A 12,474-nucleotide genomic window follows, 5' to 3' on the forward strand; every position below is an offset into this window, starting at 1 on the left:
CGCAACGAGGGGAGAACTTTAAAAATAACGATTACCTTTCTTATGGAAAAATTGGATGAAGATAATAAAAAAATTACTTCTTCAACTTACTCAATAATCCTTTTGGCAACTTCTCTGTCGCAAAACCATATAGTGCAGCAAAAGGTAGTGCGGTACGTGCCAGATAGGCCACTCGCCACAAACCACCATGATTCGCGCCATGCATCATTAATTCAAGCGGATGGTTCAGCTTCACTTCAGGATTGGCCACCGATTCTGGATTGCGAAGGTCATGAATCCACAGTGCAGCCATAATTGCATTGGTGGTTTCAGGTGCAAAGGCTTCAACATCAAACAGGCTGGCGCCGTTGAACGCTGCTTTTAATAGCGGATTTTTGGTCACGGAATAGGTCGTAGTAGAAGGGGCAATATTGATGCTGACCCGCTGACCTTGAGCACGAGCTAAGGTAGCACGCCATTGCTGAATGCGTTTTGCCAGCGCATAGTTCGGGCCTTGTTCAACCACCAGACAGTCACAAATACCATACGCCTGATCACCAGACTGAATCAGTTCATGCGCATTTTTCTGGAAAAAGTGTTTGCGGCTTAAAGCTGAAACCCCTTTAGAAAGGATCGTCTGTACCTTAGAGCGTTCAGTATATTTTACTTTAGAGGCTTCGATCACTTCACTCGGAACCGCATAAACATCGGTCGGCGTACACATGTACATCAGGCTGGTATTAGCTTTTTGCTGGCTGACATGCTGCATGATGGCATCCATCGCCATGGAGACCCGAACATGCTTTTCACCATCCAGATAGGCAATTGCAGCCAGATCTAGGTCCTGCTCAAACTGTAATAGCCATGTGGCAATTTCAGGAATCTGGGTGAGCAAATTTGCGCCCAGTTTTTCTTTTAAAATATCAAGTGAAGTATCAGCAGGCAGGTCTTCAGTACATGGCGCATACAGCGTGGCATTGCCTTGGTTGATGGTATCAACAATCTTGCCCCATACACGGGTATTCGGCAGATCAATCGCTACAATATTGGCTTTCCATTTCGCCAGCCAGGTCAGAGGACCGGCTTCAGATGCTGCACCAAACAGCACCGTGGTTCGATCGGAAAGATCAAACCATTCAGGATGCACCACACATTCACGTAGGGCATTGGCATGACTGGTTTCCACGATGCCTTGGCTTTCCCAGCGCTCAATCTGCTCCAATAAGGCGTCACCTTGCAGCTTTTGACCGTGGTAAGGCACATACCATTCTGGTGCCGATTTGCTATTACCTGTCAGCTTGAAGGTATGCAACTGACCCGCGGGCAGAGTTAAAGCATCTTGTAATACATACTTTTGACCATCACGGTAAAATTCAAAAGTCTGATGTGCTTTTGCCAATCCATCTTCGGCAATTTTCAAGCTGGATTCAGGGGAACTTAATCCTTGCTCGACCAGCTGCTTAAAATGTACTGTGTAGTGTTTGCGCCAGTTTTTTTCTGATTGTGCCTGTTGAGAACTGCGTGAATCGACATTGGCTAGCGCTGCCGCGATGATTGCGCGCCCTGCTTTAGAGCTACTTGGTTTTTGTTGCGGAGACTGAAGAGGAAATTGAAGACCGTCTGGTGTAGTGGACATGCAAAATATCTCGAGAATGACAGTAATTAATATACAGATGTATACATTATCGCTGCAAAATTCAGTCCAAGATTGGCATTAAGTGACATCATGACTTTCTAATATATTACTAGATGTTTCAAACAAATAAGAGAGCAGCAGCTCTCTTATCAATTTTTAGCAGAAATATGAGGTTCAATTCATATATAGCCTCATTCTCTTATCATTAAATAACCCTAATTAAAATGGAACTTGCATCAGTTTATTCAGGAAATGCGGAATCAGGCGTGGCTCCAGAATAATCGTCATGACCACCCCGTAAGCCGCTCCCCATAAATGCGCGCTGTGATTAATGTTGCTATTGCCTTTTTTGCCTGACCAGATGCTATAAGCTACATACAGCACAGCAAAAATAATGGCAGGAACCGGAATGAAGAACACAAAGATCAACTTCCAAGGTTCAAACAGAATATAGGCAAACAGTACAGCCGAGGTTGCACCGGAAGCGCCGAGACTGGCCCAGCGCGCATCATTTTTATGCTTCAGGTAACTTGGCAGAATCGCTGCGATCAGACCACCGAGGTAAAACAGGATAAAACCCAGGTCATACAGATATTGACGATAAAAGCTTTCAATCACGCTGCCGAAGAAGAACAGGGTAATCATGTTAAACAAGAGATGAGCTCCATCCGCATGGATAAAGCCATGCGTAATAAAGCGGTCATATTGTCCACGTTGCAGTGCCGGTGGCCAGAAAATCAGGCGATTCATCACCGTCTCTTTGGAGAAAGCAATAAATGACACAATACAGGTGATCAGAATAATGGTCACGGTATGATTAAAAGGTAAATCAAGCATATAAATGATTCTAAGGGTGCCTATTTGCCAATTATCATGCCATTAAAATTAAGCTAAAGTTGTACTTTTATAATAAATCCGACAATTTTAGTTGATTTTTAAAAATTACCCCGCATCTTCAGTTAAAATGGCCGCTTGAGCTTGAGGAAATTATTGTTATGTCGACTGAGAACAGCAGCACTCCAGTTGTTGGTGAAATTCCCAACTTATTGATTACACCAACAGCACAAGAGTATTTAAAGGATCTACTGGATAAACAGAACACCCCGGGTATTGGTGTGCGTGTTTTTGTAGAGCATCCGGGTACTCCTCGCGCTGAATGTTGCATGGCCTATAGTGCACCTGATGAAGTTGTACCGACAGATTATAAGCAGGAATATCCTGATTTCCCTGCTTTTATCGACTCGCCATCTATTCCGTATTTACTCGATGCCGTGATTGACTACAACAAAGACCGTTTTGGTGGTCAGTTGACTTTCCGTGCACCGAATTCCAAAGTGCCACGCGTAGGGCCAGATGCATCGGTAGAAGAGCGTATTACCTATGTATTGCAGTCTGAAATTAACCCGGGCCTAGCAGGCCATGGCGGTAACTGTGCACTGGTCGAAGTCAAAGAAGACCCTGAAAAAGGTTTAACCGCTGTACTTAAATTTGGTGGTGGTTGCCAGGGTTGTTCAGCGATTGATATCACTTTGAAACAAGGTGTTGAAACCACATTAAAACAACATGTACCTGAATTAATGCATGTCGTTGATGAAACGGATCATAGTCAGTCTGAAGGTGCGTATATGAAATAAGCCGTTCCATATAACAGTTTATTTATCGCATTTTAAAAAACCTCGACAGTTCGAGGTTTTTTTATATCTGGCTTAAAATATAGTGAATATTAATGATAATAATTATCAATAGCAATTGTATTTAAGTGGAAAGCTGTTACACTTCGCAACCGAATAAACATGATCTCTTCATAAATATTGGGGCGCACAAGGTATGAATAAGCCATTCTTAAAAAAGACTTTAGCATTTGCTGTATTCACAGCAATGACTGTTTCAGTGCAAGCGCAAGACCAAGTTACTGAAGAAAAAAAAGGCGTAGTGCAGTCTGAGACGACCAAGTTACAAACGATTGTGGTGACTGCGAGTGGGCAGGCAGTGGATGTTAAATCTGCGCCAGCTTCAATTAGTGTCATTACTGCCGAAGAAATTCAAAAACAACCTGTTTCAAGCCTGGCAGATATTTTAAAACGTGTACCTGGTGTAACAGGGGGGCTGAGTTCAAATGGTACTGGCTCAAAAATTCAATTACGTGGCATGCCTGAAAATTACACACTTATCTTAATTGATGGAAAACGTGTAGGTTCATCCAGAGATACCAACTATCGTGCAAACTTGGGTCATCAAGATCTAAACTGGGTTAGACCAGAAATGATTGAACGCATTGAGGTCGTACGTGGGCCAATGTCTTCTTTATATGGTTCTGATGCGATGGGTGGAGTGATCAATATCATTACCAAAAAAATCCCTTCAGAATGGGGAGGGTCTTTTACCTTAAACCATACCGTGCCGACTACATCTTCTGATTTGGGCCGAACGATCCAATCAGGACTCGTCGGATATGGCCCTTTAACCGATACGCTCGGCATGCGTGCCACAGTCGGGATCACTGAACAGGAAGCGGATCAAGGCTATCAAATTTCTGATCGTAATATTCCTGGAATGGCGGGAAGTAAGGCAACAGGACAATCGGGTAGCCGTGATCAAAATGCGAATTTAAAATTTGATTATACGCCGAATGATATTCATAGCCTGTCTTTAGAACTGGGCTATGGGTTGCAGCAAGACAACCCGTCTACCACATCACAGGTGGTGGATGGCCAAAAACAGGCCGTATTATCCTGGGGTCCGTCAGAGTTAGAACATCGTTCAATTTCTTTGTCACATGATGCCAAGTGGGCTTTTGGTGATTCAAAAATTACTGCTTACTATAATGATTATGATCAAAGTCAGATAACAGAGACGGGGCCGACCACACAAAAATCCAAGGAAAGCATTGTAGAGGGTAATCTCAATATTCCGTTTCAGTTAGGTGTTGAGCATATCGCTACAGTGGGAGGCCAGTGGAAATCAGAAGAGTTGATCAATACACGTAATATTGGGCTGTCTATTCCAAGTTATGACGGAAATGAATATGGTTCAGAGCTAGAAGGAGATACTTGGGCGCTGTTTATTGAAGATAAAATTATTTTTAATGATCAAGTACATTTAACACTGGGGAACCGTTTCGATCATCACGATAAATTTGGCACACATAATAGTCCCCGTGCTTATCTGGTGCTGCAGCCAAATGAAGTATTGACCGTCAAAGGCGGTGTTGCTCAGGGCTTTAGAGCACCTTCATTAAAAGAGAATACTGCAGGTGCCGCGACTCGTTCAGGGGGGAATGGATGTACATCACTTAAGCCTTTGGGCTATGTATCGGGCGGATGTTATATGGCTGGTAATGCAGACTTGCAGCCTGAAGAAAGTACTAATTATGAAATTGGATTTAATTTTGCTCAAAATGACTTTGATCTCGGTTTAACCTATTTCCACACAGATTTTAAAAATAAAATCGAATATCGTGCTTTAGGAGAAATCAATGGTGTGTGGTGGACACAATATCAAAATGCTGAAAAAGCGCGTGTACGAGGCTTGGAAGCAAGTGTGGTCTTACCACTTTTAGATAGTTTGAGCTGGGAAACTAATGCAACTTATTATTTTGAGTCAAAAAATTTAGTAACAGGCAAAAATCTCTCAACGATTCCAGAGTTGTCAGTTTATAGTGCACTCAACTGGACACCCACTGATCCACTGTCCTTGGAACTTGCAGCGCAATATACTGGTGAGCAATATACGGCAAGTGCTGAAGATACAGTGGTGATGCAAAAGCCACATACCGTATTTAATCTGTCTGCAAATTATGAGGTGAATGACCAAGTCACTGTTCGGGCCGGGTTAAATAATTTATTTGATAAAAAACTGTCAAATGCTTCAAATGATTATTATCTGGATCGTCAGCAAGTATTTGCCGGATTAACCTATAATTTCTAATCTAAGCAGACAAAAAAAGCCGCTTTATAGCGGCTTTTTTATTTAAATCTTAAGAATTTTCAAAGTATCTTCATGATAATAAAATTGTTCCAGATATTTGCGTGCACGCTCACGTAAATGGCCTTGAGAAACCATCTGCTGGATTACCGGACTGAGCAGTTGCTGCAATTCATTCTGAATTAGCGCTTCATCAATATTCAGATCACGTAATAACTGATCAAAGGTATGTTCCTGATTGCGGACATACCAGGTATGAATTCCGTCATGCACTTGCTGCTGCAGATAGTCTGTCTGACGTATATGATCCCAGATATCATGACCTAAGCCGACCGTCTGATTCAGGTCCTGCAGCTCAATATAATTCTTCAAGACCGATACTGGCATGTCTTTGATTTTATGCCAGAGATTGGCCTGAAAATGATAGAGTTTTTCATCGTCAAAATGCTGGTTCAGCACATGCTCACTCATCTGGCTGAGCTTTAGAATGTTCTTTTGCAGATAACGTGCAATGGTGCTATCGAGGTTGGTATCGGTAACATTTTCCAGTACCGATTTGCCCATTTTCATAAAGCGGGAAACCCCGGGTACGCTTTTGGCAATCATGGAGTTATCCAGATAATCCTGAATGGAATGCTGGATCAATTGGGTAATCATGGCGGAAAATGCCGGATTATTCACTATGGTTTTAATCAGACGCTGCCGATGGCCACTTTTACTGGCCACATACTGGGCGATTTTGTCTACGGTCAGTACTGGAATCAGATCGGCAATCGTGGTGGAATCATTGGTCGGATGCACCAGGGCAAAACGGATATGCTCGGCAATCTGTTCAATCAGAAAGCTGCTGGCGGCAGTACCCAGAATCTGTTTTTGTAAAAGCTGGTTGATCAGTTCACAACTCCACAGCTCTTTCAGCGTCTGTTTACGTAGCCACAAATAAAATGCATGAAACTCGCTTTGAATCGTTTCAGATTGAGAAAATGCCTGATCGAGAAAATCAAGTTGAGCATCGATCAACTGCTCAATCATCGGGTGTTTCTGCATAGCATCTCTGAAACTTAATTTAAAGGAATGAGTTTATCAGCAAGCGGGTTTTTTAGGGTCTGCGTCTTGGCCAGAAAAGGCAAATAATGTTGTGCAACCTGTTTTTCTGCTTCAAGAATCGGCATATGCCCGACATTATTTAAAATCACTGGCTTCTCGGCACGTTTCAGCAGGGCATGTAGCTCTTTGACTACTTCGACATTAATGATCCGATCCTGTCTGCCCCATAAAATCAAGGTGGGTGCTTCAACCGTACGCGTCAGGCGGGCAAAGGTTTCCGGTGTATAAATCCGATTTAGCATCACCACCTGATCAATCGATTTGCTGGTTTGTTCAGCGCGTGAAATCAACAGTTTTTCCTGTGCATGCCGTAACTGATAAGGAATCACTGGCGGATTCTGCATCAGCTGTTTGGAAACATCTTGCAGATCACCGGGTTTGCTGACGATCAGGTCTTTTAAGGCTTGAGGATCTTTGGTATAGGGAGTATTCCCCATTTTGTAAATACCAGCACTATTGATTAAAAAAAGACTTTGCGTATCGAAAGGATATTGTGAAGCATACACCGTAGCAATCGATCCACCCAGAGAGTGCCCAGCAATATGTAAATTCTCGTCCACATTTAAGGTTTCAATAAATAGACGTAATTGGGACGTCACATTGGGCACAGAAACATCAAAATTGTCCGGAACTTTGGTGTCACCGTTGCTCGGCAGATCCGGAATAATGACATGATAATAGGGCGTCAGAAACTGGGCGACCCGGTTCCAGTTGTCGCGCGTGCCTGCCAGACCATGAATCAGTAGAATAGATGGTTTGTTCTTGGCACCGCCTTCGCTATAGCTCCAGGTGACCTCGCCAATTTTGAGGGTCTTGGATTTGAGACCGGCAAGGCTGCGTTCTTGCAACAGATGCTGCTGCAAGACTTTGGCAGATGTTTCATTTTTCTGGCTAAACAGTATTTGAGCATGTGTCAGGCCCGGTAATGCCATGCTTAAGGCAACCAAGCCTGAACAAATCATTTTCGAGCGCAATTTTATTATTTTCTTCATTGGCCATTCCCCAAAACAAACCCAGTGAGCAAATTGCTCAATCAAAATACTTCCATGTTATAAATTTGCAATTTTCATTCAAATAAAAACATTATTCTTCATTCTATTTTAAATCAATCTTTGCGCTTGTCACCCATTAGTTTTTTGCTAGGTTGCATTAAATGACTGGAAAATGTGATGTATTACGCATAAATTCCCTGTAGAAATGAAATTAGATAAATGCTAAAAATTTAATCAGCTAAGATTTTTTGCAAGTGACATTCAAAAAAACTGGCAGTAAGATATTGCAACTAAAACCATCGGTGATAGAAAAGAATGCTCACAGCTCAAGAAGCTTTAGAACGTCTTAGACAGGGTAACCAACGTTTTGTCAGTGGCGATACCACGCATCCAAAACAACTTAGCCACCAACAGCGCGCAGAAATGGCAGAGGATCAGAATCCGTTTGCGATTGTCTTGGGATGTTCAGATTCGCGCGTTCCAGCCGAAATGGTTTTTGATCAGGGTCTCGGCGATCTTTTTGTGATTCGTGTTGCAGGTAATATTGTTGCACCCTCACAGGTCGGCAGTGTTGAATTTGCCGCGGCACGTTATGATTGCGCGATTGTGGTGGTGTTAGGTCACAGTCACTGTGGTGCGATTAAAGCGACTATTGATACCTTGATGTGTCCAGATTGCCCCCCATCGGCAAACCTGATGTCGATTGTGAACCGCGTACGTCCTTCAGTTGAAACTTTAATGCAAACTGAACTGAAAAATGACTTGGCAAAATTGTCCAAGCATGCAGTACGTTCCAACGTATTTGCTTCGGTGAATCAGTTGCGTCACGGTTCAGCCGTTCTGGAAAACCTGATTGGACAAGGAAAACTAAAAGTCGTGGGTGCTGAATATTCACTGGAAACTGGTGAAGTGACATTCTTCGATTTCTAATCACGATTCATCTAAATATATTCTAAAATAAGTTAAAGGCGCTTTATAAAGCGCCTTTAATGTATGGATAAGCATTATTTAACAGAATCGTCTGTGCTTTGGCATTTGGATGAATCAGATCCTTTTGCATCAGGGTTTTATTACCGGCGACACCTTGCATAAAGAAAGGCAATAATTTCACCTTATATTGCTGACTGACCACTTTATAATTATTTTCAAACGCCTTGCTATAGGCCTGCCCGTAATTAGGCGGCATCTTTATGCCAAATACAATGACCTTGGCCTTGGCTTTCTGGCTCTGCTGAATCAGGCTGGCTAAATTTTTTTGAATCATTTGTGGTGGTTGTCCACGTAAGCCATCATTGCCACCTAACTCAATCACCACAAGGTCTGGACGATGCGTCTGCAGCAATTTTGGCAGTCTGGCCAGTGCTCCGCTGGTGGTTTCACCGCTGACACTTGCATTGACCACTTTATGCTGTTTCGGATACTGTTGCTCTAAACGCTTTTGTAATAAATGTACCCAACCCTGCTGGGGCTGGATACCATAACCTGCACTTAAACTATCACCTAAAATCATAATCGTCTTTGCTGAAACCCCAAGAGGTAACAGGCACAGACTGAGCAAAAAAAAGTAAGGCAATAGCCGAGTTTTCTGATTAAGATCTTTCATATAGGACACGTATGATTCAAAGCAGCAACGATTCGACCATCATGCCACAGGCTATTATTTCTGCCCAGAAATTGACACAAAAGATACAACTTTCACAAAAACAGCTCACCATTTTTGAGGATCTTGATCTGGATATTCAGGCCGGAGAACAAGTGGCAATTACCGGTCGTTCCGGTTCCGGAAAATCCACATTACTGGGTATTCTGGCGACACTGGATCAGGCAAATTCAGGTCAGCTTATGGTCTGTGGCGAATCAGTGTCTAACTTGAATGAAGAACAACGTGCACTGGTACGTTTAAGAAATATCGGGTTTGTCTTTCAGTCTTTTCAGCTCTTACCGCACCTGACTGCACTTGAAAATGTAATGCTGCCATTACGTTTGCAACCTGGTTTTAAATATGCAGAAGCTGAGCAAAAGGCGTTGGCATTACTACATAAAGTTGGTCTGGATCGACAGACGCAGCAAACCCCAAAAGTATTGTCCGGGGGAGAGCAGCAACGTGTAGCCATCGCTCGTGCACTGGTTAGTGAACCAAAAATCATTTTTGCCGATGAACCCACGGGTAACCTCGACGGCGAAACTGCCAAAGAAATTGAACAACTACTCTTTCAACTGAATCGGGAATTGGGGACGACTTTGGTGCTGGTCACGCATGACCGCAAACTGGCGCAGCAGTGCCAGCGGCATTTTGAATTGCTGAATGGCGAGCTGATTGAACATCCGAGTGGGGGATGAAATGAATCCATTATTTCGCCCCTTACTGACGCAAAGCTTTAAAACGACCGGAATTTATCTGCTGATTATTGCCTTAACGCTGGCAATTAGCGCGACCACTGCACTTAAGTTTAGTAATGAGCAGATCCAAAATGCAGTTGCCTTGCAGGCAGCAGAAATGCTGGCTGGTGATCTGGTGCTTTCAGATAATGAGCCTTTGCCGGAGCAGTGGCGTGATCAGGCCAAGCAGCTGGATTTAAAGCAGTCAGAAGTCACTTTCTTTAGCAGTATGGCCTATACCGATGCACAGTTTGTCATGGTCAATGTCAAAGCCATTGATCAGGCTTTTCCTTTGCGTGGCGAACTTCGGGTGCAACCGGCAAAAAAATCGATTCAGTCTGGTGAAATCTGGCTCAGTCCACGAGCCATGGATCTGCTCAAAGTCAAATTGGGGGATCAGCTCAATATCGCCGATGCGGCGTTTAAAGTCACCGCCAAGATTGAACAGGACTCCAATCAGGAACTTGGATTTTCCGGATTTTCACCAACGGTGATTATCTCCCAGGCAGATGTGGCACGAACCAATGCGATTCAGGTGGGTAGCCGGATTGAATATCGTTTACTCATGGCTGGCCGTCCGGACGACACCCAACAATATGAAGCCCTGTTCAAGCAGCAGGTCAAGTCAGCAAACGGCTCGGCTGAAACGCCAGCGGAAGTACAAGGACAGGAATTTGAGGAGCAAAGCAGTCTCAGGTTACGCAATGCCAGTGAAGGCAATACCCGCTTGATGAAGCCAATCGCCAATCTGGACACTTTCCTGCAACTGGCCAATATTCTGACCATTCTATTATGTGGGATTGCCATTGCTTTAACCGCGCAGCGTTATGTGCAGCAGAATCAGGATCATATTGCCTTGATGCGTTGTATCGGTGCCACCAAGCAGCAGATTCTGTCGGCTTATCTGGCTTTACTCGGGATGGTGCTGTTGATTGCCATGCTAATTGGTACCGTGGTCGGGATCAGTTTGGGTTATGGACTGTTGCAATTGATGTTGCAGCTGATTCCAAATTTGCAGATTGAGTTTTCCGCTATCGCAATGTTGCTTGGGCCATTGCCGGTCGCGATGCTGACCAGTGCTGTAGTGTTACTCGGCTTTGTCATGCCAAGCTTGTTGCAACTGCTGAATACGCCACCGATCCGGGTGATCCGCCAGCAGGAAAAATCAGTGCAATCTATGCTGTGGATGCTGCTGACTGGAACGCTCAGCCTGATTATTTTTAGTGTGATTTTGACTGAAAACTTGCTGCTGACCGCCTGGGTGATTGGCGCGATTATTGTATTATGTGCAGTGCTGTATCTGACGGTATGGGGGGTGTTGAAACTGCTACGTAATATGAAGCTGAATCTGTCAGCCTATGTACGCACACCTTCTCAGACCGCCTTGCAGATTACGGCTTTAGCCTTGGGCTTGAGCCTGATTACAGTCTTGGCAGTCTTGCGTACCGATCTGCTAGATCGTTGGCAGCAACAGTTACCGGAAGGTACGCCGAACCAGTTTGTTTATGGCTTACCGCCTTTTGATATGCCGGATCTCAAAGCCCAACTTGAGCAGAATGGCTGGAAAAGCACACCGCTATATCCAAATGTCCGTGGGCGTCTGGTCGCCAAAAATGATCAGCCATTTGCCGAAGAGTTGGTTAAAAGTAGCAATACTTTAAGACGTGAGCTGAATCTGACCCAGTCAAACCGCTATCCTCAGGATAATGTGATTGTCAGTGGTGACGCGGTATTAAAACAAGTCGGCACCGTATCGGTCGAAGCCAATACTGCTGAAGAGTTAGGGATCAAGATTGGAGATAAACTCAGTTTCAGCCTGCCGGAAGGGATACTGGAAGCTAAAGTCGTTAATCTAAGAACCGTCGAATGGGAAAGTTTTAGCCCGAATTTCTTCTTTATCTTTGCACCGAATAGCATGGATGCCAATGCCGGCAGTTATCTGGGCAGTTTTTATGTCCCGGAAACAGATAAAGGCAAACTGGTCCCTGTGATCCAGCAATTTTCCAACACGGTCTTTATTGATGTCAGCCTGATTCTGGAAGAGATCAAACGCATTGTGAATGTGCTGGTGCAAATCGTGACGATTCTGGCGGTACTGGTCAGCATTTCCGGTTTTCTGGTGCTGATGGCCTGTTTGAACCTGTTGATGGATGAACGCAAACGTGAAGTGGCTTTGCTACGATCATTCGGTAGTTCCAAGCAGAAACTGAAAACCATGATGAGTCTGGAAATTGGTTTTATCGGACTGTTTGCCGGAATTGTTTCCTGCCTGTTTGCCGAAGTGATCAGTGCGATTGCCAGTTATAAAATGGATTTAATGATTCAGCCGCATTGGGAAATCTGGATTATCCTGCCGATTTTTATGACCGTTTTATGTGCATTGATCGGCCGTTATCGTCTGAGTTATCTGTCAGAAATTCCGCCCTTACAAAGCTTGCGTGAGATGAATCAATAAGA

At 43.9% G+C, this 12,474-nt stretch carries 10 protein-coding genes; 5 read left to right on the forward strand and 5 right to left on the reverse strand.

What is annotated here, in order from left to right:
- Positions 1 to 73: 73 nt before the first annotated feature.
- Both MWG72_RS04420 and MWG72_RS04425 read right to left on the reverse strand, forming a co-directional pair.
- The gene (locus MWG72_RS04420; RefSeq protein ID WP_247143310.1) at positions 74 to 1,615 is read right to left on the reverse strand and encodes a hypothetical protein; all 1,542 of its coding nucleotides are present in this window, start codon (positions 1,613 to 1,615) and stop codon (positions 74 to 76) included.
- A 219-nt stretch (positions 1,616 to 1,834) separates the two neighbouring features.
- Positions 1,835 to 2,452 carry a rhomboid family intramembrane serine protease gene (locus tag MWG72_RS04425; RefSeq protein WP_191111972.1) on the reverse strand — a complete coding sequence of 206 codons (618 nt, stop codon included), beginning with the start codon at positions 2,450 to 2,452 and terminating at the stop codon, positions 1,835 to 1,837.
- A gap of 158 nt (positions 2,453 to 2,610) precedes the next feature.
- Between MWG72_RS04425 and nfuA the strand changes: the two genes are divergently transcribed.
- Positions 2,611 to 3,249: a Fe-S biogenesis protein NfuA gene (gene nfuA, locus MWG72_RS04430; RefSeq protein WP_004279400.1), complete on the forward strand. Its 639-nt coding sequence runs from the start codon at positions 2,611 to 2,613 to the stop codon at positions 3,247 to 3,249.
- Positions 3,250 to 3,442: 193 nt separating this feature from the next.
- Entirely contained in the window at positions 3,443 to 5,542 is a 2,100-nt protein-coding gene (locus MWG72_RS04435; RefSeq protein WP_247143311.1) for a TonB-dependent receptor domain-containing protein, read from the forward strand.
- 42 nt (positions 5,543 to 5,584) lie between these two features.
- Here MWG72_RS04435 and MWG72_RS04440 read toward each other — a convergent pair whose 3' ends face one another.
- Both MWG72_RS04440 and MWG72_RS04445 read right to left on the reverse strand, forming a co-directional pair.
- On the reverse strand, positions 5,585 to 6,586 hold the full coding sequence (locus MWG72_RS04440) for a hypothetical protein (RefSeq protein ID WP_004730306.1): 1,002 nt from the start codon (positions 6,584 to 6,586) through the stop codon (positions 5,585 to 5,587).
- A 14-nt stretch (positions 6,587 to 6,600) separates the two neighbouring features.
- Positions 6,601 to 7,638 (reverse strand): alpha/beta fold hydrolase, encoded by a 1,038-nt coding sequence (locus MWG72_RS04445; protein WP_247143312.1) that lies wholly within the window; start codon positions 7,636 to 7,638, stop codon positions 6,601 to 6,603.
- 315 nt (positions 7,639 to 7,953) lie between these two features.
- Between MWG72_RS04445 and MWG72_RS04450 the strand changes: the two genes are divergently transcribed.
- On the forward strand, positions 7,954 to 8,568 hold the full coding sequence (locus MWG72_RS04450; protein WP_004646264.1) for a carbonic anhydrase: 615 nt from the start codon (positions 7,954 to 7,956) through the stop codon (positions 8,566 to 8,568).
- A gap of 43 nt (positions 8,569 to 8,611) precedes the next feature.
- Here MWG72_RS04450 and MWG72_RS04455 read toward each other — a convergent pair whose 3' ends face one another.
- A complete protein-coding gene (locus MWG72_RS04455) occupies positions 8,612 to 9,241 on the reverse strand; it encodes an arylesterase (RefSeq protein WP_005104662.1) in 630 nt (209 codons plus the stop codon).
- 11 nt (positions 9,242 to 9,252) lie between these two features.
- Here MWG72_RS04455 and MWG72_RS04460 point away from each other — a divergent pair, with 11 nt between their 5' ends.
- Together MWG72_RS04460 and MWG72_RS04465 are read left to right on the forward strand one after the other, a co-directional pair.
- On the forward strand, positions 9,253 to 9,978 hold the full coding sequence (locus MWG72_RS04460; protein ID WP_247143313.1) for an ABC transporter ATP-binding protein: 726 nt from the start codon (positions 9,253 to 9,255) through the stop codon (positions 9,976 to 9,978).
- Between the two features lies 1 nt (position 9,979).
- Positions 9,980 to 12,472: an ABC transporter permease gene (locus MWG72_RS04465; RefSeq protein WP_247143314.1), complete on the forward strand. Its 2,493-nt coding sequence runs from the start codon at positions 9,980 to 9,982 to the stop codon at positions 12,470 to 12,472.
- Positions 12,473 to 12,474 lie beyond the last annotated feature (2 nt).

Source organism: Acinetobacter lwoffii (genome assembly GCF_022967985.1).
GTDB lineage: Bacteria > Pseudomonadota > Gammaproteobacteria > Pseudomonadales > Moraxellaceae > Acinetobacter.